Annotated in this window: 20 protein-coding genes; 18 read left to right on the forward strand and 2 right to left on the reverse strand. The window is 67.3% G+C overall.

The window, feature by feature from the left end; translation table 11 throughout:
• Nucleotides 1-328: 328 nt before the first annotated feature.
• The 10 genes from ACZ6SD_RS16640 to ACZ6SD_RS16685 all read left to right on the forward strand — a co-directional run bounded on the left by ACZ6SD_RS16640 (nt 329) and on the right by ACZ6SD_RS16685 (nt 10707).
• Nucleotides 329-751, forward strand: coding sequence for a hypothetical protein (locus ACZ6SD_RS16640; RefSeq protein WP_465317813.1), 423 nt, complete (start codon nt 329-331; stop codon nt 749-751).
• A gap of 875 nt (nt 752-1626) precedes the next feature.
• Nucleotides 1627-1917 carry a helix-turn-helix domain-containing protein gene (locus tag ACZ6SD_RS16645; RefSeq protein WP_465317814.1) on the forward strand — a complete coding sequence of 97 codons (291 nt, stop codon included), beginning with the start codon at nt 1627-1629 and terminating at the stop codon, nt 1915-1917.
• On the forward strand, nt 1914-2447 hold the full coding sequence (locus ACZ6SD_RS16650) for a hypothetical protein (protein WP_465317815.1): 534 nt from the start codon (nt 1914-1916) through the stop codon (nt 2445-2447). Before ACZ6SD_RS16645 ends, ACZ6SD_RS16650 begins: the two co-directional genes overlap by 4 nt.
• A 72-nt stretch (nt 2448-2519) precedes the next feature.
• A complete protein-coding gene (locus ACZ6SD_RS16655; RefSeq protein WP_465317816.1) occupies nt 2520-3053 on the forward strand; it encodes an RNA polymerase-binding protein RbpA in 534 nt (177 codons plus the stop codon).
• Between the two features lie 488 nt (nt 3054-3541).
• Nucleotides 3542-5650: an NB-ARC domain-containing protein gene (locus tag ACZ6SD_RS16660; protein WP_465317818.1), complete on the forward strand. Its 2109-nt coding sequence runs from the start codon at nt 3542-3544 to the stop codon at nt 5648-5650.
• Nucleotides 5643-6758, forward strand: coding sequence for a helix-turn-helix domain-containing protein (locus tag ACZ6SD_RS16665; RefSeq protein ID WP_465317819.1), 1116 nt, complete (start codon nt 5643-5645; stop codon nt 6756-6758). The genes ACZ6SD_RS16660 and ACZ6SD_RS16665 overlap by 8 nt, the downstream gene beginning before the upstream one ends.
• A gap of 164 nt (nt 6759-6922) precedes the next feature.
• Nucleotides 6923-7885: a hypothetical protein gene (locus ACZ6SD_RS16670; RefSeq protein WP_465317820.1), complete on the forward strand. Its 963-nt coding sequence runs from the start codon at nt 6923-6925 to the stop codon at nt 7883-7885.
• Between the two features lie 187 nt (nt 7886-8072).
• The gene (locus ACZ6SD_RS16675) at nt 8073-9215 is read left to right on the forward strand and encodes a hypothetical protein (RefSeq protein ID WP_465317821.1); all 1143 of its coding nucleotides are present in this window, start codon (nt 8073-8075) and stop codon (nt 9213-9215) included.
• Nucleotides 9212-9826: a 3'-5' exonuclease gene (locus tag ACZ6SD_RS16680; protein ID WP_465317822.1), complete on the forward strand. Its 615-nt coding sequence runs from the start codon at nt 9212-9214 to the stop codon at nt 9824-9826. Before ACZ6SD_RS16675 ends, ACZ6SD_RS16680 begins: the two co-directional genes overlap by 4 nt.
• A complete protein-coding gene (locus ACZ6SD_RS16685; protein WP_465317823.1) occupies nt 9823-10707 on the forward strand; it encodes a helix-turn-helix domain-containing protein in 885 nt (294 codons plus the stop codon). The genes ACZ6SD_RS16680 and ACZ6SD_RS16685 overlap by 4 nt, the downstream gene beginning before the upstream one ends.
• A 175-nt stretch (nt 10708-10882) precedes the next feature.
• On the opposite strand, the gene ACZ6SD_RS16690 is transcribed toward ACZ6SD_RS16685, so the two are convergent.
• Together ACZ6SD_RS16690 and ACZ6SD_RS16695 are read right to left on the reverse strand one after the other, a co-directional pair.
• Entirely contained in the window at nt 10883-11122 is a 240-nt protein-coding gene (locus tag ACZ6SD_RS16690; RefSeq protein ID WP_465317824.1) for a DUF397 domain-containing protein, read from the reverse strand.
• Nucleotides 11123-11159: 37 nt separating this feature from the next.
• Nucleotides 11160-12026, reverse strand: a complete 867-nt coding sequence (locus tag ACZ6SD_RS16695; RefSeq protein ID WP_465317825.1) for a helix-turn-helix domain-containing protein — start codon at nt 12024-12026, stop codon at nt 11160-11162.
• A gap of 1442 nt (nt 12027-13468) precedes the next feature.
• Between ACZ6SD_RS16695 and ACZ6SD_RS16700 the strand changes: the two genes are divergently transcribed.
• The 8 genes from ACZ6SD_RS16700 (at nt 13469) to ACZ6SD_RS16735 (ending at nt 21728) form a co-directional block, all read left to right on the forward strand.
• Entirely contained in the window at nt 13469-14197 is a 729-nt protein-coding gene (locus ACZ6SD_RS16700; RefSeq protein WP_465317826.1) for a hypothetical protein, read from the forward strand.
• The gene (locus ACZ6SD_RS16705) at nt 14194-14871 is read left to right on the forward strand and encodes a nucleoside/nucleotide kinase family protein (RefSeq protein ID WP_465317827.1); all 678 of its coding nucleotides are present in this window, start codon (nt 14194-14196) and stop codon (nt 14869-14871) included. The genes ACZ6SD_RS16700 and ACZ6SD_RS16705 overlap by 4 nt, the downstream gene beginning before the upstream one ends.
• A 267-nt stretch (nt 14872-15138) precedes the next feature.
• Entirely contained in the window at nt 15139-15465 is a 327-nt protein-coding gene (locus ACZ6SD_RS16710; RefSeq protein ID WP_465317828.1) for a hypothetical protein, read from the forward strand.
• Nucleotides 15462-15707 (forward strand): hypothetical protein, encoded by a 246-nt coding sequence (locus tag ACZ6SD_RS16715; RefSeq protein WP_465317829.1) that lies wholly within the window; start codon nt 15462-15464, stop codon nt 15705-15707. Before ACZ6SD_RS16710 ends, ACZ6SD_RS16715 begins: the two co-directional genes overlap by 4 nt.
• Before the next feature lie 100 nt (nt 15708-15807).
• Nucleotides 15808-17094, forward strand: a complete 1287-nt coding sequence (gene fxlM / locus ACZ6SD_RS16720; protein ID WP_465317830.1) for a methyltransferase, FxLD system — start codon at nt 15808-15810, stop codon at nt 17092-17094.
• Between the two features lie 14 nt (nt 17095-17108).
• Nucleotides 17109-17312: an FxLD family lanthipeptide gene (locus ACZ6SD_RS16725; RefSeq protein WP_344280581.1), complete on the forward strand. Its 204-nt coding sequence runs from the start codon at nt 17109-17111 to the stop codon at nt 17310-17312.
• Between the two features lie 124 nt (nt 17313-17436).
• A complete protein-coding gene (locus ACZ6SD_RS16730; RefSeq protein WP_465317831.1) occupies nt 17437-20490 on the forward strand; it encodes a lantibiotic dehydratase in 3054 nt (1017 codons plus the stop codon).
• Complete coding sequence (locus ACZ6SD_RS16735; protein ID WP_465317832.1) at nt 20487-21728, forward strand: lanthionine synthetase C family protein; 1242 nt, start codon at nt 20487-20489, stop codon at nt 21726-21728. The genes ACZ6SD_RS16730 and ACZ6SD_RS16735 overlap by 4 nt, the downstream gene beginning before the upstream one ends.
• Nucleotides 21729-21742: the final 14 nt, after the last annotated feature.

Below are 21742 nucleotides of genomic sequence, written 5' to 3' on the forward strand. Positions count from 1 at the left end.
TGTGGAACGCGCTTCCAAGGACACCGCATCCGGTCCTTTCCGCGGTCCGCTCACATAGCCGGTAGTTGTCCGGTTGACTGTCCTGGTCGTGGCAGTTGAGACCGGCAATGATGACAAATACGCATTCGGCGTCGTACAGCGGATCGCGGGTGATGGCCCGTCGACCCAGCCCCACTGGTTCATAACCGCTGGTGGCGTCGGATGTGCCCAGATGTTGTCCCGACCGGTCACACCGCGTGGAAGGCACGTGTCTAATGAAGAACCTCACTGAAACGAAGATTGTGACCCTCCGATCAAAATTTGCTCCAGCCGCCTGGCCCGTGCCGTCATGATCACTGGCGACCACGCACTTCCTCTGGGTGATGAGACTTCGCAGGTGGTCGCGAAGTTTGAACTGCGGGGTTGGCGGGTCGAGGATGGCGGCGAGGACTGGCTGTCGTTCGGGTACGTGCCCGGGTTGGGTGGCTTCGATCCTTCGGTCGGTCCTCGTCGGGTGTTGTTGAGTGATTTGGGTATCGCTGGCTTGTTCTGCCGGGTTGATGCCGGTCATGGTGTGGAGATTTATCCGTGTGGTGTCGAGCATGGTTGTCCGGCTCATCGTTCTGTGAAGGAGTCGATGCGGTTGGACTCGCCCGACTTCAGCAATCGTCTGGCTTGCTTTGAGATGCAGGCGAGAGTCATCGATCGGGTGGGCCTTGCCTATTGTGTCGTGTTCGGTCCGTGTTCCTCGGTCGAGGAGACGATTCGATGAGCGCGTGCGACGTGGTTGTGACTTCTCCGCGTCGGACAAGCGCTGGTTGTTCGGGAAGGATTACGATGAGGGCTGGTTGTGTGTCAGGACTGGTCGAGCGTTGGCCTTGAGTTCTCGTTGCGATTCTCTGGTCGTTCGCGACGATGATTTAGCTCGCTGAACGTCCTGCTTTTGGTGAGCTTCGACTTGTCGCCCTGCTTGCCCGCGCCTCGTTGCCCTGCTGTAGCGGTGAGAACGTCGGTGTGCGGGTGACCTCTTGCGAGTGACCCTAATGCCTGGAAAGGAGCCTCATCCGTGGACGAGATCCTGTCCGCCACCGCATATGAGGCGGTCACCGCTCACTTGGCTTACCTCGACACCCTTGTAGTCGAGGCGGACTGGAAGTCCCGAGCCGCCTTGGCGGAATCCGAGATCCACCGCCTCACCGCAGTGTGTCGGGCGCTGCTCGACCAACACGCACCCGATCACCACGGTCGCTGCCGACGGTGCACTGGCAGGTGGCGGCTTCGCGCGCTGCCCTGCACCGTGTGGGCCACTCTCTACCACCACCTCCTGGGCACCGACTCCCCGTCACCAGGCAGAACCGGCAGACACGCCACCGGCCCACCGGCCCGCCACCCGAAGCGCAACCAGCGACCACCAGTGACCCAACCTGGTGGGTGACCGTCTCCACCGAACGGCGCGTCAGCGGCGTCCGGCCCCGCTTCTCCGGCACCCGTGGACGGGTCACCGACTGCCTGCCCAGGGCCACCTCCCCTGCCAACCGGGCTCCGCCATCGCGCGAAAGTCGCCCGATTTCCAACACCTGAGCCGGGTTCGGCGCCTGTGACCGGTCCCGGGCACAGATCCCGCCGAGAATCCGAACGGAGATGCCGATGTCCCACCTGACCCCCACCCGCACACCCCCGAACTTCGCCCTCCTCGTCGGCGCCGAACTCAGAGCGACCCGCCAACGCCGGGGCTGCACCCAACGTGAACTGACCGCCCGCATCCGGAGCCAGACCGGCAAACCACTCTGTGACGCAGCGGTAGTCGGCTACGAACGCGGCACCCGCGGCATCCGCATCGAACGCCTCGTCCAACTCTGCGACGCCCTGGACACCACCCCCGCCCAGGTCTTCACCCAAGCCCTGCGCCGCGGCGCCGAAGAAAGCACCCCGACATGACCGACACCATCCACGAACAGTGCCCACCCGCCCTGGCCGGGTCCAACCCCCTGCCACCGGCCGACCGCGCGCTGATCGACCTCCTCCACACCTTGGCCGTGGACCGAGACACCTACCTCCGGCGCTTCGAGTGGCCGGTCGACATCGACGACACCACCGGCCGCTTGGTGATCGCGGCGGGCGAGGCGTTCGACGCCCTCGCCATGCCCGCGGACCTCGGCAGGCTCGTCCGCGCCGAGCTACGGCCGATGATGCTCACCGCCCCCACCCTCCACCACCCCGACGGAGGGGATCTGCTGCTCACCGAGCCATCAGGGACAACCCCGAACGTCTCCGATCAGCTGCGCCACGCAGGGGTTCACCCAGTCGACGCGGGCACGCAGATCGTCCTGCCCGGCCTGCGACCCGAGACCAACCCCGACCGCTGGCGATGGATCGACCCGCCCACCACCACCCGCGATCTCCCCGCCCGAGCAACCGTGCTTGGCGCGGCCAACCGCGCCCTCCACCGCTGCGGCACGCCGCACTGACCCAGCGCCGAAACCGACTCGGCGATACCCCGAGGCGCAGCGGCCAACCCCCTCACCGAAGGCTTCCTCCCCATGCGACCTGCCACCGCGGGCGCCAACAAGCGCCCGACACCGCCCGGTCAACACGACCCCGACATCGCCGACCGGGTACGGATTCCCTTCACCTGTCCCAGCAAAGGCGGCCACGAGTTCTCGGTCGTCTTCGCCGCGCAAGCCCTCCCACCCCTGACCTGGACCTGCGACAAACACGGAACCCCCAACTGTCACCAAGCCAATTATCCGGGCGCCTCAATCCCCGTGCGGATCCCCACCAAGCCGCGCAGACCGCCCCGAGAACCCCTGATCATGCTCCTGGAACGACGAACCCCCGCCGAACTCACCGCTCTGGTCGAGGAAGCCCTCACCTCCCTGCGAGCACGCCAACGCAGCAGCCTCGGCCCGATCACCATCGGCGACCGCACCTACGCCTACGCCCTCCAGTCCGGCTCCCCACAACCCCACCACTCACGCCTCCCGCCCACCCGCACACCGAAGAGCCTCTCGACGACTGCCCCCGATCAGTCCATTGATTGGGGTGGTGCACCTGTTGATCGGTGGCCAAAGTGATTGCTGTGACAGGCACCCATGGAGAGGTTCCGCGGGGATGAGACCTGGCAGTTGTTGTGTGGGTGTGGGAATCGGAGTTGTCGAGACAAGTCGCGCCTCGCATTCCTTGCTCCCTATCCGTTCTACGTCGCACGGGTTGTCCATAAAGGATGGTGTGAAGATGACAAGAGCACGGATGTTGTGTGCGTTCGCCGTCGTGGTGGGCCTGTTGGTCCCCGTGCAGGCGAGCGCGACGGCTGCGGGGCCGCAGGGGGAGGGTGCGGGTTTCGTCGGTGGCGGCTTTGTGGCCGCGGTCCCGCTTTCGGTCGGGTTGTGGTGTTCGGTCCTGGCTGTGCGGGGGTCGGCAAGGATCGGGGGCGGTGGGTCTGGGTGCATCCGTTGACGCTGCGGTCCACGTCGGACAGACGATTCTTGTTGTTCGTGTCCCCGTTGTGTGTGGGCGATGTCGATGCGCGGTCGGGTGGTTCGCGTCGCGGTGGGGGTGCGGGGTGAGCGTGGACCACGGGACCGTCAACAAGGTTGCCGGTGCGGTGGACGGCCCTGTTGTTCAGGCGCGGGTCATCCACGGCGATGTCCATGTGGGTGGTGTGGTGCGGGTGCCGGTGCCCCGGCAGGTGCCGCCGCCGAGCTGGTGGGTTGATCGGGTGGTGGAGCGGGCCGAGTTGGGCGCGCTGTTGGATCGGCAGGAGGCCGGGGCGCCGGTGGTGGTGCTTGCTGGGATGGCAGGGGTCGGTAAGAGCGCGTTGGCGGCCCGGGTGCTCGCGGATCGGGTGGACCTGTATCCGGACGGGGTGTTGTACGCGCATTTGACTCGTCCGGACACGGTGGCCCCGGCACTGGTGTTGGGGCGGTTTCTGCGCGCGTTGGGTGTGCCCGCGAAGGCGGTCCCGGAGGACGAGGCCGAGCGGGTGGCGTTGTTTCGGTCGATGTGCGCGGTGCGGCGGGTCGCGGTGCTGTTGGACGCGCCCGCTCACAGCGGGCAGGTGGCGCCGCTGCTGCCTGTCTCGGCGGGTTGCGCGGTGATTGTCACTGCCCGTAGCCCGATGCCGGGGCTGATCGTCCGGGCCGGGGCGCGGGTGCTCGACGTGCGCCCGATGGACCACGACGCCGCGGTGGCGTTGCTGCGCGCGTATCTCGGTGAGCGTGTCGACGCCGAGCCCGACGCCGCCGGGGCCCTGGCGCGGTGGTGCGGGGGTCTGCCCATGGCGCTGGCCGTGCTCGCCGCCTCGGCCGCGGCGCGTCCCCGCCGTTCCCTGTTCCGCACGGCCACCGAACTGGCCACCAACCGATGGGAGATGCTGACCATGGAAGAAGACGCCGAGCTGTCCACCCGCGCCGCGCTTCAGGACGCCTACCAGGGCCTGCCCGAACCCGCTGCCCGCGCCTATCGAGCGTTGGGGGTGATCCCCGGGGTCGAGATCGGTGCCGAGCTGGCGGCGGCGGCCATCGGCGCGGACCTCGACCAGGCCGAGGACGTGTGCGACGAGCTGCACGCCGCCGCGCTGCTGCTCGACGCCCCCGGCGGCGGCCACCGGTTCCAGTCGTTGGTGGGTGAGCACGCCCGGTTGGTCGCCGACCGCGACGAGTCCCCGGCGACCCGTGCGCGGGTGCTGGACCGGGTGCTCGGCTGGTACCTGCTGGCCACCCGGACGGCGGCGGCCACCGTGATGCCCGCGCGCCCGGTCCTCCCACTCAACGACGTCGTTTCTTCGGCGGATCAGATCGTGCTGGCGGGGCTGATGCCCGCGGGCCTGGACGACTACGACCGGGCACTGGCATGGCTGGACAGGCACCGCCGCGACCTCGGCGCCGCGATCCACGCCGCGGCAGACACGGGCCGGTTCCCGCACGCGGTTCTGCTGGCCGACGCGATGCAGCCGTTGGCGCTGCTGCACAAAGACCGCGACCACGCCATCGAGGTCAACACCACGGCCCTGGACGCGGCACTGCGCGTCGGAGACCCGGTGGTGGTCAACGCGGTGCGGACGCGGCTGGCGCGAGCCCACCTGCGACGCGGCGACGAGACCCAAGGCGACCTTGTCCGCGCCAGGGCACTTTATGAGCAGGCATGGGCCGACAGCACCACCCTGGGCGACCCGGCCGCGGTGACGAAAGTCCTCAAAGGACGCGCGGAGCTGCTCCTGGCCACCGGCGAGACCACGGCCGGGATCACCGACCTGCTCCAAGTGGCCTCGGTACGCCGTGATCTGGGCGAGCCACGCGGGGAAGCGCTCGCGTTGATCGTCCTCGCCGAGGCCCTGATCGGCGCCGACCGGCCCGAGGAGGCCCTCGGGCACGGCGAACGCGCCCGCGACCTGCTCGCCGCGCTCGCGGACCCCGACCCTTACAACCAGGCCCGCGCAGACCTGTGCGTGGCCCGGGCCCGCTGCCGCACCGGCGACACCACCACCGCCAGGGAGCTGGCAGGGGCGGCGTTGGACACGATGACCCGGCTCGACTCCCCCGAGGGACGGATTCACGCCCACGAGGTCCTCGCCGAGATCGCCCACACCATGGGCGACCGCGCCCTCGCCGACGAATACGACGCCCTTCTGGCCGCGCTGCGTGCCACACCGCCGGGGACCGGCGATGCATGACCACCTGGACGCGGGACACGCGCCGGCGGTGCCGTGCCGCGGTGGCGGAGACAGGCCACGGCACCCCACACCGCAGGCCGCGGGATGCCCCCTTGCCGCCGTCGCCGGTCTGCGCGGCACGAGCGTGGCCTGCGGCCACGGTGACCGCACCGCCGCGCCCGGCCACTGCCCGCGCGCGGCGACCCTGGACGGGGTGATGTTGTGCGCCGAGGGCTCGGCGGGTGCCGGGGAGCGTGATCCGGGTGTGGTCAGGTTGTGGTTGGCCGGTCTGCTGCGCGCCCTACGTGAGCGGGCCGGGCTGACCCAGTCCGAGGCCGCCCATGCCATGTTCTGGTCGGAATCGAAGATCATTCGGATCGAAGGGGCATCGACGAAAATTTCCCCTTCCGATCTAAAGGTGCTGCTCGCGCTCTACAACATGCTGGACACCACACTGGTCACAGCGCTGGTGGACTTGGCCGTGCGGAGCCGACGCGCTGCCTGGTACTCCCGGTACGAGTCGGTGCTCGGCCCGCCGTCGCCGCTGGCGATGTCGTTCCAGGCCCTGTCGTTGCGGACCTCGCTCGCCCTGGACTCGGTGGCCGGGGTGATCGCCGAGGTGCAGGCGTTAGCCGTGCCGGAGCTGCTACGCACACCCGCCTACACCCGACAGGTGCTGCGGCACTGGCACACCGGGCCAGACCTGGACCTGGCCGTCGAGGTGCGGGCGGAACGGCAGGCCCGGGTGCTCGGCACGGGCGGACCGAGGCTGGTCATGCTCGTCGACGAAGCGGTACTGCGGCGGGTGGTCGGCGGCCCCACGGTCATGCGCGAGCAACTGCGCCACCTGCTCGCCCTCGCCCACCGCCCGCGGGTCACCCTCCGCGTGATCCTGATGTCCGCGGGCCACTACACCGCACTCTGCAACCCGTTCACCGTCATCGGATTCCAGAACGACATCGGCGGCGACGCGGTCCTGATCGACAAGTTCGGCAACCACCCCGCCGACGGCGACACCGAGACCGCCGCCGCCCACTGGGCCCGCCTGGACCACCCGACCCGTCTCGCGCTGTCCGAGACCGACACGATCACACTGCTGCAGGACTTGCGAGGGGTGTTCGACTCATGAGCCCCGACCCCACGATTCTTTTTCCTTCAACCGGGTCCGTGGCCACGCGCGCTCACGACGGACAGGGCACGTCCGGGACACGCCGCCACCCTTCACCTCAACCGTGGAAACCGACGTCCTCTTGATTTTTCGCGAAGTTCTGCCCGCTCCAGTTTCCGGAAAGCATGATGCGCGATTCATTGCCTTACGGCCCCCACAACGACACCGCGGCCGAAATCTACCTACGCGAGGCGCTGCGCGAGGCGCTGCGTCGCTCCCAGCGCGGCAACTGGTCCGCGTTGCTGGCCGACGATCGCGTCGTGCAGACCTACCGGGTGCTGCGACGCATCGAGTCCGGCGCGATCCAGACCCGCGTGCACCATTACGAAGCGTTCCGATCAGCTCAGGCCGACCGGAACGCGGGCCTGATCAGCGCGGCGCGCTATGCCGAGAAGTACCGGGACTATGCGCAGTGGCGGGAAAAGGCTGTCGTGTTCGACGCGGTCCTGCGCCAGTACCTGGACAAGGCCGCCGACCGGGTGAGGGCCCTTCGCAGCGACGCCGTCACGGCCTCGCTGCGTCAGGTGCTGCTCACCTTGGCGGTGGCCGTCCAGGAGCATCGGGACGCGCACGCCGGTGAGGAGTCGTTGGCCGACACCGCGCTGTGGGCAAGGCTTCGGTTGCTGCCCTGGCCTACCACCACGGGCGCGCGACGGCGCGTCCTGGCCGATGCCATGGCCGCCGAACGCGCCCGCCGGGGACCGGCCCGCTGGGCGAGCAAGGCACCCGTCCAGTTCGACGGCCTACCGGTCTTCGCGGAAACCGTGGATGTCGCCGACCTGCTGGTGGAGATCACCGATCACACCCGACCCGCGTGCGCTCGAACCGAACTCGCCGAACTGTGGACACAGCGAACCCCGGACCTACCCGACTCCGCGCCCGCCGAAGTCACCGTCGCCGACCCCAACGGCAGCCATGTCACCGACCGCCTGCACACGTCCCTGCTGGTGCTGGAAGCACTCGACATGATCACCGGCGCCTCCGACGACGCGAACGCCGAGATCGTGGTCACCGACCGGCCACGCCTGGCCGAACTACGCAGGCGTTTCGACGAGCAGCACTTCGGCCCCGACGACCTCGACCCATGAACAGGTCCGCCTCCGGGAGTACCCGCGCCTGACCGACGACCGGACGCGACCTGCCCAACAAGGTCGGGGGAGCAACCGACGCAAGCCACCTCCGAGTCTTCGCGGTCCTCGGTTCCCCCGCCATCCCGATCGACCTTCCACATCAGACATTGGAGAACACGTGCCCGACGACACCGACATTCCACCTGTGAGCGGGACCGACCTGGACCGGGTCGTGGCGGTCCTGGACGCTTGGCCCGGTCATGACGTGGCCGTCGCCACCGTGGCCAAGGGTGTGCCCGACATTGTCGGTGTGGCACGGGTGTGTGAGCAGTTGGTCGCGGTCGGGGCGCTGATCGCCACGGGCCTGGACCGGGTCCGCACCTCCTTGGCCACACCCGACAGCGGTGAGCAGCCGGGCCAGGGCCTTCAGGATTCGAGGGCGGTGCAGCGGCAGTTCGCGCTCGACGTCATCGCCGTCGCCGCCGGGATCAACCCGTTCTCCCGGCGGTTTCACCCGGCCTTCGCCCACGCTCCCGCCGACGCCGACGGTGGCATGTCCGCGGCGCGGCACGCCGATCGCGAGACCCGCAATATGCCGGCGGTGTTCGACAGCCTCCGGCCGCACGCCCCCGAGTTGGCGCTGGGACTGGCCGAGGCCGGATGGGACCTGCTGCGCGTCGCCCGACGCTGGCACGTGCTGGCCCTTCTCCAGGGCGCGGGCGCCGATCTCGCCGCCGAACTCGGACACCCGCTGCGGTCGGTGCTGTGTGCTCGCCGCGGGTTCGCGCTCAACGAACTGGGCCACCGCGAGGAAGCGAGGCAGTGGTGCGACACGGCGATCGAGGTCGCGCTCGCCGCTGATGACGACTGGTCGGCCGCGACCGGCTTCGACGTGCGTGCCCGGATCGCGATCGCCGCGGGCCAGACCACCACCGCCCTCGCCGACCTCGACCTGGCCCGCGAGCACGCCCGACGCTGCGATCGGCCGCGCATGGTCGCCTTGCTGGACCGCACCCGAGGCGACGCGCTCGCCACACTCGACCGCCACCCCGAGGCGATCACCGCGTTCACCTCGGCCCGCGCGACCTTCACCAATTTGGGTGACACCGCCCAACTCACCCGCGTCGACCGGCGCCTGGCACGCAGTTATCTCGCGCTCGGCGACCACCAGGCAGCCCTGCACGCCGCGGCCACAGCCATCGAAGCGTCCACCGCCTGCGCGGACCCCCATGCGGCCGCCGACGCCTACCGCGTCGCCGCGCTGGCCCACCGCGCTGCGGCCGAGGACAAGGCCGCCGCCGAAGCAGAGAACACCGCCACTGAACTCGGCAACCAGGAAGGGCCATGAATCACTCCGACACCCCACCCATAATCGACCGGCCACGCCGTTACGTGGTGGTCAATGTGCAGACCAACGGCCAGCAGCCACCAGACCTGCTGGAGCTGGCCACCGTGCCCATCCTCGGCTGTGCCATCGGCGACTTCGATGAGTGGATCGTGCACCCGGCCAGGCCGATCACCCCTGCCGCCACCATGATCCACGGCATCACCAACCACGAGGTCGAGCACACCGACACCGTCGCGCAGATCGCGACACCAGTGCTGGCCGCGCTCAATGGCGCCGACGTCCTGGTCGCCCACGACGCCCCACGCCAAGTCGACGTGCTCCAGCGCGCACTGGGCGACGAGTGGACCTGCCCCCGGGTTGTCGACAGCCTGACACTGGCCCGCCACCTGCTACCAGAGCGCGACAACCACGACCTCAGCGCGTTGGCCAAGGCATTCACGTTGGACACAGGACTTCCCGACGACGCCATCCCCCACCGCGCCACCCACAACGCCCTGGTGACCGCCAGGCTCGTCCTCCACCTCGCGCCCGCCCACCTGCTGGAACACCCGCCCTGCGTGGCCCCCTGCCCACCACCACCTCATTCACGACGACGGGAACAACACCAATGATCATCAAGAACCTGAAGGTCGCCGCCTTGCTCCGCGCTCTGCGCGCCCTACGCAAGCAAACGGGCATGTCCCAGGCGCTGGCGGGTGAGCGGTTGCGGATGAGCAACCGGAAGATCAGCCGCCTGGAGACCGGCCAGTTGCCCAACTACCACGAGTTGCTGGCCATGCTCGACCTTTACGGGGTGGGCAAGCGTGACCGGGGCGACTACGTGCGGTTGTGGGAACAGGCCAAGGAAAAGGGCTGGTGGCGCAAGTACGGGGTCGCCGACGGCGGATACGTGTCATTGGAGGCCCAAGCGTGCGCGGTCCGGTCCTTCCAGACCGACCGAGTGCCCGGCCTCCTGCAAATCCCTCACTACTGCTCAGCCTGCGGCCCGGAACCCGAACTCCGCGAGATCGATCCCACCGGGCGGGCGCTGCTGAACAACCGACGCGGGCAACGGCTGATCGAGAACCCGCCGCTGCGGCTGCACGCGATCATCGAGCACACCGCCCTCTCCGGACACGACATGACCCAACAATTGGCCCACATCGAGTCAACAGCCCGACTCGACAACATCACCGTCCAAGTCCTGCTCCCCGACTACCAACGACCCACCGGGCCACTCAACCCGTTCGCCCTGCTCGACTTCGACGACCCCCACCCGATGACAATCGCGTGCGTCGAGCACATCGCGGGCACTCTCCACCTGGACTCCAACGCCAAGATCGCCGAGTGCGCCAAAGCCTTCGACACTCTCGCCGCCACCGCGTTGAGCCCCCAAGACACCCTCGCCTGGCTCGCCCTGGCACAGACGGAACCCTCCCACCACGACCGATCCGCCTACCCCTTGCCTGAGGGGCCCGACCATGGACGAGATCCCCTCCGCCACCGCGCGTGACGCGGTCACCGCCCACCCTCGAACGCGCGTCATGGTCATCAACGCCACCGGGCTCAGCCCTGATCGCCGACGGTCCGCGTACGGACGGCGACCTGCCGGAACCTCGGAGTGCCGACGACAGGGACCAGCGATTAACAGGGCGGGAGGGCTGCGGGCTGACCGCGGCTTCGTTGCCCTACTGACTGTCGGGCAACTGGAAGCTGCCGGTCGCTGCTGCGCGGAGGAACGCGTCCCACTCGCCGTGGGTGAATACGAGGACTGTGCCGTCGGGCTTGGTGCTGTCTCGTAGGCCGACAGCGTTGGTGGTGATGCTGACCTCGACGCACTGGTTGTCTGGGGGGTAGCTGAAGGGCGACTTGTGCCACTCGACGAAGTTGGTGTCGAGGTCGCCTTTGTGGGCGCTCTGGATGTTCATCTACTGTCCGTGCCCTTCGGGTCCTGGGGTGAGGTACTTACAGCGAGGCGGCGAGGTCCAGCAAGATCCGTCGGCTCTGTTCGGGCCCGCTGGCCGCTGCCCTCTGGTAGTTCCAGCGGGTCACGTACCGTGCGGTTTGCTTGCTGTTCTCGACGTACTCACCGCCCTCGTCATGCTCCAGGTAGATGATGTCAACTACGGGCTTCGTGTCGTACCCGAAGATCGTGTAGTTCCGTCCCTGGCCCACGTAGAACCCGACGCGGAACGGCACTACCTGGATCTCGATGTTCGGCCTGTCGATGACGTCTTCGGCGAGGTACAGCACCTGCTCCTTCAGCACCGCTGGATCTGCGGCGCGATGCAGGGCGGCCTCGTCGACGATGAACCAGAAGTGCTGGTTGGGGTTGTTCAAGACCGATTGGCGATCCAACCGGTTGGCGGTGTTCACGTCGATCTGCTTCGACGTCAGCGAGGGCCGCCATGCCCGCAGGTTCATCCGCATGTACGCCTCTGTCTGCAATAGGCCCGGCACGACGTCGGTCTGGTAGGAGGAGTACCGGTTGCACGTGGGCTCCATGTCCACCAGCAGTCGGAGGTGTTGCGGAAACCGTGTGCTGAACCCGCCCTTCTTCCTGCGGTTGATGCCCTCGGCTTGCAGAGCCAGCGCGTAGGTTCGATCGCTCTCGTCCGCGGCGTACCGATCGAGCAAGGCATTCAACTCCAGCAGCGAGATCCCGCTGCCGCCTTCGATGTGCGAGATCTTCTTCTGAGTGCAGCCGAGCACCGTCGCTGCTTCTTCCTGCGTGACGCTGGCGCCCTCTCGAAGGCGCGCCAACAGCGTGCCCAGCACGACCTTCATCACAGCCGGGGGCAACTGCGGATGTTCAGTCACGGTGTCCTCCACGCCCATAGAGTGTCGCGTTACGGAAAGTAGTCGCAGTTCACCCGTTTGGTCGCACCAATAACTTGTCTACTCAGGTTATTCTCGGTGTGTTGACAGAATAAACTCCCAGGCCAGAAGGAGTGTGGAGCGATGAGTACTCAAGTTACCGTCGCCACTGCGATGGCCGCAGTCGCCCCCAGTGTCGCAGAAGCCTCCCCGTCGCCGACGTGGAGGTCTGGGCTGGCGTTCGTAGTGACACTCCTTCTTGCGGTGGGCTGCGTGACTGGACTCGGTGTCGGTTGGTGGCACCTGGGCGAACAACGTCGCACCGTGCGATGCCGCCAGGAAGCCCGGCCACGTCACGAGGCACCGATGACGACGGGCCGTTCCGCCCACATGCCCCCAGGGGCGGACAAGCCCGGCGCCCAGTCACGCAGCCCTCGGCACAGCGTGCCCGGCCGCGATCGAGCCGGCGGCATGGTCGGGACGGTTACCCATCGGAGCCGGATGAAGCGCGCAGTTTAATCGCCCCGCAGAGTTCAAGAAGGTGCTTGACGTGGATATATCCAGCGCTCGTATCCTCACCCCCCAAAGCGGCTCACCTGTCCAGCAACGGTGCGTCTTCTACCGCGAGCAGTATGGTCTTCCAGCCGTTCTCGACACGGTGGGACGACGGATTCTCCTGCCCATTGGCGGGCTTCTCGGTGCAATCACCATGCCTCTCCCATTAGGAAAGCGTGTACTCGCCGGCTTGCAGGTTCGCATGATCGCTGGTCCCGTGATCGAGCGAGTTCCTACCGGGCGGTGGACCTTCATTACCGGTCCGGGTCACCTATCCATAGAGGACAGGGTGATGAACGATCTCCTGAGACTCAGGGTCTCGGTTGCCTCACAGGGTGACCGCATCGTACTGCCGACACCCGAGGACGAGCAGCTTCGACTCTGGTGTTGGGCTAGCTCCCAGGACTCTAACTCTGATTTCCCCCCGATATCTGCCGTGGTTTCCACAACCAAGGCTATGGGCTTTCCTGTCGTCGCCAAGTGACCTCGCCGTTGTATCGGTAATTCCGTCGGAAGTTCCGGCAAGTCGGGACGTTCCGGAAACGCTGCTCCACAGAACTCCTGCACCTAGGGGCTATCGCCATGAGCACGCCATTCCTGCTTGTCCGACCGCCGCTCGAATCTGCCGCCGTTTACACCGCTTCGCTGCGGGTACGGCCGACTACTGCGCCGAAGTGGCGCCGCGGGGAGGTTCAACCCGCGCTTGGGGCGGGTTTCCGGCGCGCAGCTCGCCGTGAAGGACTGGCTGGACAACCACGCTGGCGCGCGAGAGCTGACCTCGGGTTCACCCGCCGAGGGCTCCCGGTGACGACGGATGCCTCGATCCTCACCGGGATGCTGCTCGGCAATCCCCGCCGCAGGTGCGGCCGGGATCGAGCGCTGGTGCTCGCGGGGTCGCAGCGGTGAACGGGCCGGACAACGCGGTGTTCTCGGGCACGTTGCCGCTCGCCGACGCCCCGCTGCCCGTGAGTGGGACCGACCGGTTCGAGGACTTGCTACTCGCGGCGATGCCGAGCGCGATCCCGTGCGCGCGGATGCTTGTCGAATCGGTGGCTCGCCGCTGGGAGGTATCGCCCTCGACCACGCTCCTCCTGGGCGACGTCGTGGACGAACTGGTGGCTCACGCGGTCGCCACCACCGGCCTGCTGGTGGCGATGCCGCGAGGTGGTCGCCACCACGCGGTCGAAAGGCTGGCGCTGCTGGTGGTGCGGTTGCGCCGAACGTCCTCAGGACTGGCGATCGAGGTGCAGGACGAGGGCGGCGAGCCGTCCCCGGCACTGGCTGATGCCTTGCCCCAGTCCTCAGTGGTGCGATGGGGCTACCGCTGCGTTGAGGAATGCCAACGGGTCATCTGGTGCGAACTGACGACCAATGAACCCGATGTCGAGCAGACACAACGCCAGACGTCGGTACTTCCGCGCCGCCAGCGCCGGGCCCCGCCCACGAGGCCAGTGCCAGTGCCGGTGACGAGCGAGGACATGGCGGTGCTGCGACGAATCCGTGACCGGCTGCGGGCCGTGGGCGATGCCCTTCCCGTCGGCATCGGCAGTGCCACCGAAGCCGACATCAACGACTTCTTCACCACGAAGCAGACCGTCGAATCTAACGAGATCCAGGAGGACGGTTGTTGATCGCGTTTGAAGGCCAAGACGGGGCTGGGAGGACCAGCCTGCTGCGCGGGGTGCACACGGATTTGACACGGCGCGGGATCAGCTCGGTTATGGTGCCAGAGTTCTCCGACAGCCCCATCGGGCATCGACTGCTGGACGCGCTCGCGCGGAACAAGCTCCTGCGGGTGACCGAGGGAGACGAGGCCACGGCGATCACTCGGGCGCTCGACATCGTGGCCGACTTGTACTTCCTCGATGAACAAGTGATCACCCCAGCGCTCGGCCACGGCCAAGTGGTGCTCAAAGATTGTCACCTGGGGACGGTGCTCTCCACGCTGCCGCTCACCCTGGTCGAAGCGGGCGCTGTACCCAGTGAACCGGGCACCTTCGCCTGGGTGGGCGTGCTGCTCTCGGAGTTGCGGCATCGGCCCGTGGTGACGATCTATGTCGAGGCGCCGCTGGAGGTGCGGCTGGAACGGATCAGGCGCCGCACCCGGCACCTGACGGAAGCCCGCGACCGGGAGGTCAGCGCCGAGGACCTGGCAATGTTCACCGGCCGCGAGCGCCTGATGCGCCTGCTCATGGCCGACGTCCCAAGCCAGTTTCTCCGCGTGGACAACGGCCATGTGCCGTTGCGCAGCGGCGTTGCTCGGGTCGTGGAGTTGATCGAGGCGGGCCGTGCAGCCACACCGTAGACGAACGAGTAGGGGACCCAGACATGGCCGGTTCGACGGTGGATCCCCATGTCGTCGGAAAGAACTGGTCGCTGCATGTGCTCGATTGGGCTGATTCAAGCGGCAGAATCCGATCAAGAAGGCGGCGTGGAGAGTCGTTGTTCGTGGGTCGATTGCCACCGATGAGCGCCGCGTTCCCGCCCCAGCCGCTTCTGGACCGGACAGGCCAGCCTGCCACGCGCGTATCCCCGCCCCGGCCGAACCACCAGGAAGGACAAGGGCTTCATCATGACCACCGAACCGACAGCGCTGCTCGCCCCTCCCACCCCGCGATCGCGGATCGACACCATCGCGCTCACGGTCCTGCCCGCGACCGCCCCCGAGTGGTTCCGCGGCTTGGTCCGTTCCGACCGGGTCCACATCGTCGAGACCGAGGACGGGCGGCCACGAGAAGTCCGCTTCGGTGATCACCTCACCGGAGTCGCGCCATGCGGAACCCTGCTGGGAGGCGACCCGGTGACCATCGCCGCGGCAGCGGACGCCGAGGTCTGCCCGGTGTGCCGGGACATCGCCGCCATTCTCACCGCCGCGAGCGGGACAGCGAGCAGGCCATGACCGGGGAGTACACCGCCGACCGGCACACCGCTCTGCACCTGGTCAACACCGGGCAGACCGTCTGCGAGAACACGACCATGCGCCGCGCGGACGGCCACGACCTCGAACCTGGTGTGTTCGCCGCGCTGCTAGGCCTGCGCACCGCAGGCTACCTCGGCCATCCGCCGAAACCAGGCGACTCTGCCGCCGTGCCGACTTGGCCGATAAGCCTGACCGTGGCCAGAATCCAGCGCTCACCGTGACCTAACCGATACAGTGCGACACCCTGGCCAGCACCGTCGGGGAAGAAGTTTCACCTTCCAACCGCAACGAAACCAACGACGAGGAAGACCTGTGAACGACATGGCTGTACCCCCAGAAGCGAACAGTGACGCTGCCGGCTCGGACCGCGCCGCCGAGCTGCGCAAGCAGATGGTCGACACCCTCATCGTCGAGGGCACCATCCTGTCGGCCCAGGTCGAGGCAGCGATGCGCAAGGTGCCCCGTGAGCTGTTCGCTCCCGGTATCGAGCTGGATGAGGTCTACCAGCTCTACAACGGCGTGGTCACCAAGCGCGACGAGGCGGGGGTCTCTGTGAGCTCGGTCTCCGCACCGCAGGTGCAGGCGCACATGCTGGAGCAGGCGGAGATCACCGAGGGGATGAACGTGCTGGAGATCGGCTCCGGCGGATACAACGCCGCGCTGATCAAGGAGCTCGTTGGCCCTTCAGGACGGGTGACCACGGTCGACATCGACGCGGACATCACGGAACGGGCCACGCGTTTTCTTGGGGAGGCGGGCTACTCGGGGGTCAACGTCGTGCTGGGCGACGCCGAGTTCGGTGTTCCGGAGCACGGTCCGTATGACCGGATCCTCGTCACCGTCGGTGCGTGGGACGTCCCTCCGGCCTGGGTGGATCAGCTCGCTGAGTCCGGACGTCTCATCGTTCCGCTGCAGATCAGGGGCCTCTCGCGGACGATCGCGTTCGAGAAGGCGGACGGGTACCTGGTCAGCCGGTCGGCCCGGCTGTTCGGGTTCGTGCAGATGCAGGGTGCCGGAGCGCACCAGGGCAAGCTGCTCGTGATGCGCGACGGCGAAGTCACTCTTCGCATGGACGACGAGGTTCCCATAGACCCGACCGCGCTGGAAGGCGTGTTCGGCATGCCGCGGGTGGAGGTCTGGAGCGGGGCGACCATCGGGCGGTTCGAGCCGTGGGCCGACACGCAGATGTGGCTCGCGACGGCGCTGTCCGGCTTCTGCCGGGTGGTGGTGGACAAGAAGCTGAGTACCGGCCTTATCTCCCCGCCGGGAAGCCACTCTGCCGCGATGGCTGTGGTCGCTGGCGGAAACCTGGCGTACGTCACGACGCGCAGTACCGCCAACGAGGACGACGTGGAGTTCGGCGCCCACGCCTACGGCCCGGACGCGGAGAAGCTCGCCGAGGAAGTAGCAGAACAGCTTCGGATTTGGCAGCGGGAGCACCGCGGCGGACCCGGCCCGCAGTTCCGTGTCTACCCGATCGACACCGCGGACGACCAGATTCCCGACGGACGCGTGGTCGACAAGAAGCACAGCCGGATCACGATCTCCTGGCCCAATGCGGCAAACGCCACGGCCGGTCAGGTGGCCCTGCACCAACACACCAAGTAAGGAGAGTGACCCACATGTTGGAGGTCCTGTCTTCGGGCGGCGCCACAGCGTTGGCAGAGCGACCTGCCGCGGCGGGTGAGGATGAGTTCGCGCTCGATGTCCGGGTGGTCGTGGCCTACGGCCCGGTCATGGGGGACTGCCCGACGGACGACGGATGCGGCAACACCTGCGCTGGCAGTGACAGTTCCTGCAACTCGTTCGCAGACGACCCGTCCTGATCCTCCGGGTGCTGCTGGTGCGCCGCGACGCGCCAGCAGCACCCGTCAGCTATCCCGCCCGCCGCAGAGTCCCAGGAGCCCAGACGTGACACCCAGGTCATCGACGACGTACGTGCATGCCGGCATGGCCGTACTCCGCGCCAGCACCGAGCCGGGCGGGTTGGAACTATCCGAGGCGCCGGAGTTGTTCGACGAGAACGGCGTCCAGAACGGCGTGGCGTGGTTGTCGAGGCAATGGCAGAGGAGCGATCTTCGCGAAGCCATCGCATACGCGAGTCCGGCGCTGCACCATCAGCTCGACGAGATGGTCTCGGCAGGGAGCCATGACGCCCGAACGGTTCGTCGAGTCGTCATCGCTTTGGCGTCCTACCTCCTTCGGTGGCAGCAGCGCCCCACCCCCTTCGGACTTTTTGCCGGTATCGGCTTGGCGAGGGTCGGTACCACCGCAAAGGTGCGTTGGGGCCTTGACCACCACGTCGTCGTTCGTGCGAATGCGGCATGGCTCGGTGACATTCTCGCGCGCTTGCACCAGTGCTCGCCCCTGCTGGAGCGGCTGTCCGTGGTCGTCAACGACGCGGCGTATGTCCGCGGCGATCGATTAGTGGCATCGGGGCTGGCTCCTGACGGAACGGGCCAAGAGCTGGCGCCAGTCGAGGTGTCCGTGAAGTACAGCCGACCGGTTCGTACAGCCGTCGAAGCAGCCCAGACGCCCGTGCGGATCGGCGTCCTCCGCGAACTGCTCATGACTCAGTTTTCGACGGCGACTGGGCAGCAGATCGATGGAATGGTGGCGGGCCTGCTCGATCAGAGGATCTTGATCAGTAGCTTGTGTGCGCCGATGACCTGTTCGGACGCGCTCGGCCACGTCTGCGCCGAACTGGAAGCTGTCGAAGCCGAGACGATCCCTGAGATCGCGAGCACGACGCGGGAGCTCGCGGCGATTCACCATCAGCTTTCCGCGGACGGACGCAGTGTTGTCAGCGATGGGGCCGTTATCACGCGGATGCAGGCATTGAGTTCTGTCGCCGACCTGCCGGTGATCGCCGACACGATCCTGGATTGTGACGTTGAGATTCCCGAGCAGGTCGTTCACGAGGTACGCGACGCCGTCCATGTCCTGCATCGGCTTTCCCCCTACCCGTTGGGATATCCCGCGTGGCGTGACTATCACTCCCGCTTCCGTGCCCGCTACGGAATCGGTGCGCTCGTGCCTGTCCTGGACCTCGTGGCCGACAGCGGACTCGGCCTGCCCGCCGACTACATGGGTTCGTCACGTGGGCGCGTACCAAGCCAGTTGACCGAACGCGACGAAAAGCTGCTGGCGATGATCCAGCGAGCAACACTGAACGGCGGCAGTGAGATCGTCCTGACTGATCACGTGATCGAGGAACTTGCGACAAGCGATCCGGCTGACCTGCACCTGCCGACTCGTGTCGAAATGGCCGTCGAGGTCCGCGCCAAGTCCGCAGAAGCATTGTCCCGTGGCCGGTTTACGCTGGCGGTGACAGGAACCCCCAGGCCCGGCAGCAGCATGGCAGGCCGGCTTGCACATCTGTTGCCCGCGGAAGGCCGTGACGCGATCGCTGCCTCCTTCACCGCCGCCGGGCCTGATGCAATCACCGCGCAGCTGTCGTTTACGCCACGCAAGCGACGCAACGAGAACTTAGTCCGCTCCGAACAGCTGGTGCCGCACGTGATTCCCGTTGCCGAACACCGCGAACCGGGCGAGCACCTGATCACGTTGCCGGACCTTGCCGTCACCGCGGACGATCGCCGCTTCTACCTCGTCCAGATATCCACCGGTCGACAGGTAGAGCCGCGCGTGCCACACGCCCTGGAAGCCAGCGTCCAAACTCCGCCACTGGCTCGGTTCCTCGCCGACATCACGACCTCACGGGCCTCGGTCTACAAGGCGTTTCATTTCGGGGCCGCGGCCAGGCTCCCGTACCTTCCCCGAGTTCGTTACCGGCGAACGATCCTGTCTCCGGCGCGCTGGCTACTGGCTGCTGGTGACCTGCCGGGTCGCGGTGCCACGTTCGCTGTGTGGGAGGCCGGGCTGGACGCCTGGCGGCAACAGTGGCGTGTCCCCGACTGGGTCGCAATGGTCGAACGTGACCGCCGGCAGCCGGTGGACCTGAGCCACCGGCTGCACCGACTTCTCCTACGGACTCGTCTGGACCGCCGTGACCGGCTCGAACTGCGCGAAGCATCCGGTCCGGAAGACAACGCCTGGCTGGGCCGGCGCCACGAGGTTCTGATCCCGCTGTTTCTTGGCCCGCAGTCCTCCGCCCGCGAGCCCGCACTAGTCTCCGGTCCGCGACAGGTTGTCGCGGGCAGCGCTGGCCACCTGCCGGGCGACTCGCCCATCCTTTGTGCGCAGCTCTACGGACATCCAGGGCGGTTCGACGAGGTGCTCACCGGGCGACTTGCCAGGCTGATCGGAACCTTTGGTGACGAAGACCGACCCAGCTGGTGGTTCCGCCGCCATCGCCAGATGAGCCAACCCGACGCGGACCAGTACCTCGTGCTGTATCTGCGCCTGCCCGGCCCGTCCGCCTACGGCCCGGCTGCCGAACGCCTTTCGGAGTGGGCGAACGCCCTGCGCGCCGAGCACCTGCTGTCGCACTTCGCCCTGGTCACCTACGAGCCACAGGCTGGACGATTCGGTGAACGAACGGCATTGGAACGCGCATACGACGTGTTCATCGCCGACTCCGCGGCTGCTCTCGCCCAGATCAACTTGGCTGTGCGGGCTGGGACTCACGCCCAAGCTGTAGCGGCTGCCAGCTTCGTCGACCTCGTGGTGAACTTCGCCGGCTCCGCACAGGCCGGATCGGATTGGTTGATTCACCAGCTTCGTCGAGAGCACGGGCCGCTGGATCCAGCGCTCCGTAAGCGATCCCTGGCACTTGCCGACCCGGACGGCACCCTGACGACGTTGCGATCCCTGCCCGGTGGTGACGAGGTCGCGGCCGCGTGGCGTAACCGCGCTGTTGCCCTCGGCGCATATCGAGAAGCTCTTGCTGAGCAACGCGATCCGTTGACAGTTCTGCCGTCTCTGCTTCATCTGCACCACAACCGTTCGGTCGGCGTCGATCCGGCGCTTGAGCGCGTCACAGGCCGGCTCGCGCGGGCATGCGCGCTGCGGCACAACGCTCGTCGCGCGGAGAACCAGTGACGACCGTGACGATCACGGCGGCCGACCTTGCCGACATCGCCGAGCGACACGCGACCGACGTGGATCTGCCCGAACCACCGCCCGACGCCGAACCCTGGGCTACGCAATCGCTAACCATGGGAACAGCCGGCATCGCCCTGCTTCATATCGAACGCGCACTAGCCGAACGCGGTACATGGCGACACGCCCACCGCTGGATCATGGCAGCAGTCGCCGGGCCAGTCAGTGCAACCGACACCTCCGGCCTCTACCTGGGCGCTCCTGCCATCACGTTCATGTTGGACGCCGCCGCATCCGGTACGAAGGACCGCTACCAAGAGGCACTCGCGGAGGTCGACAGGCATGTGGTTGCACTCGCGCACCGACGCGTTGACGCCGCAGTAGCTCGCATCCAGGCCGACAGACTCCCTGGGTTCCGCGAGTACGACGTGTTCTTCGGACTGAGCGGCATCGGCGCGCTGCTCCTGCGTCGCGCCCCTCACAGCACTGCCATGGAGCGAGTTCTTGGTTACCTCGTCGCTCTGACCAAACCTCGGCTGATCAACGGCGACGTGCTGCCTGGCTGGTGGGTTGACCACGATCCCCACCGTCGTGACTCCGCCCCCTTCAAGCACGGGCACAGCAACTTCGGGATGGCGCACGGAATCACCGGGCCTCTTGCCCTGCTCAGCCAGACGATGCGGCGCGGGGTCTCCGTAGACGGCCAGCACGAGGCGATCGCCGCGATCTGTGAATGGCTCGACTCCTGGCGGCAGGACAGCGACGCTGGCCCCTGGTGGCCGGAATGGATCACCCTCGCAGAGCTGCGCACCGGCCATCCCCACCAGCCAGGCCCCGCGCGTCCCAGTTGGTGTTACGGCACGCCCGGCATCGCCCGTGCCGGCCAGCTCGCTGGCATTGCCATAGGTGACGCTCAACGGCAACTGATGTACGAACAGGCGCTGACCCGCTGCCTCGACGACCCTGTCCAACAAGGACACATCACGGACGGCAGCGTGTGCCACGGCTGGGCGGGCCTGTACCAAACCGTCTGGCGATCCGCACACGACGCCCAGACAGCTGGGCTCGCCGAACACCTTCCAGGACTGGCCGCGCGGTTGGGTCAACGAGCCAGTCAGAAGCCTGCAACGAACCGCGGATTCCTCGAAGGCACAGCGGGAACCGCTCTTGCCCTGCACACCGCTGCGCGCAACAGCGCGCCGATCTCCGGATGGGACGCATGTCTACTCATCGACTAGCGCCACGCACCGCG

Source organism: Actinokineospora sp. NPDC051303, assembly GCF_055586285.1.

Bases quoted from the DNA above. Each gene is read 5' to 3' on its own strand.
- ACZ6SD_RS16645 (WP_465317814.1), top strand. From the start codon at position 1,627: ATGTCCCACCTGACCCCCACCCGCACACCCCCGAACTTCGCCCTCCTC.
- ACZ6SD_RS16640 (WP_465317813.1), top strand. From the start codon at position 329: ATGATCACTGGCGACCACGCACTTCCTCTGGGTGATGAGACTTCGCAG.
- ACZ6SD_RS16665 (WP_465317819.1), top strand. From the start codon at position 5,643: ATGCATGACCACCTGGACGCGGGACACGCGCCGGCGGTGCCGTGCCGC.
- ACZ6SD_RS16715 (WP_465317829.1), top strand. From the start codon at position 15,462: ATGACCGGGGAGTACACCGCCGACCGGCACACCGCTCTGCACCTGGTC.
- ACZ6SD_RS16685 (WP_465317823.1), top strand. From the start codon at position 9,823: ATGATCATCAAGAACCTGAAGGTCGCCGCCTTGCTCCGCGCTCTGCGC.
- ACZ6SD_RS16710 (WP_465317828.1), top strand. From the start codon at position 15,139: ATGACCACCGAACCGACAGCGCTGCTCGCCCCTCCCACCCCGCGATCG.
- ACZ6SD_RS16650 (WP_465317815.1), top strand. From the start codon at position 1,914: ATGACCGACACCATCCACGAACAGTGCCCACCCGCCCTGGCCGGGTCC.
- ACZ6SD_RS16670 (WP_465317820.1), top strand. From the start codon at position 6,923: ATGATGCGCGATTCATTGCCTTACGGCCCCCACAACGACACCGCGGCC.
- ACZ6SD_RS16680 (WP_465317822.1), top strand. From the start codon at position 9,212: ATGAATCACTCCGACACCCCACCCATAATCGACCGGCCACGCCGTTAC.
- ACZ6SD_RS16730 (WP_465317831.1), top strand. From the start codon at position 17,437: ATGGCCGTACTCCGCGCCAGCACCGAGCCGGGCGGGTTGGAACTATCC.
- ACZ6SD_RS16725 (WP_344280581.1), top strand. From the start codon at position 17,109: ATGTTGGAGGTCCTGTCTTCGGGCGGCGCCACAGCGTTGGCAGAGCGA.
- ACZ6SD_RS16655 (WP_465317816.1), top strand. From the start codon at position 2,520: ATGCGACCTGCCACCGCGGGCGCCAACAAGCGCCCGACACCGCCCGGT.
- ACZ6SD_RS16690 (WP_465317824.1), bottom strand. From the start codon at position 11,122: ATGAACATCCAGAGCGCCCACAAAGGCGACCTCGACACCAACTTCGTC.
- fxlM (WP_465317830.1), top strand. From the start codon at position 15,808: ATGGCTGTACCCCCAGAAGCGAACAGTGACGCTGCCGGCTCGGACCGC.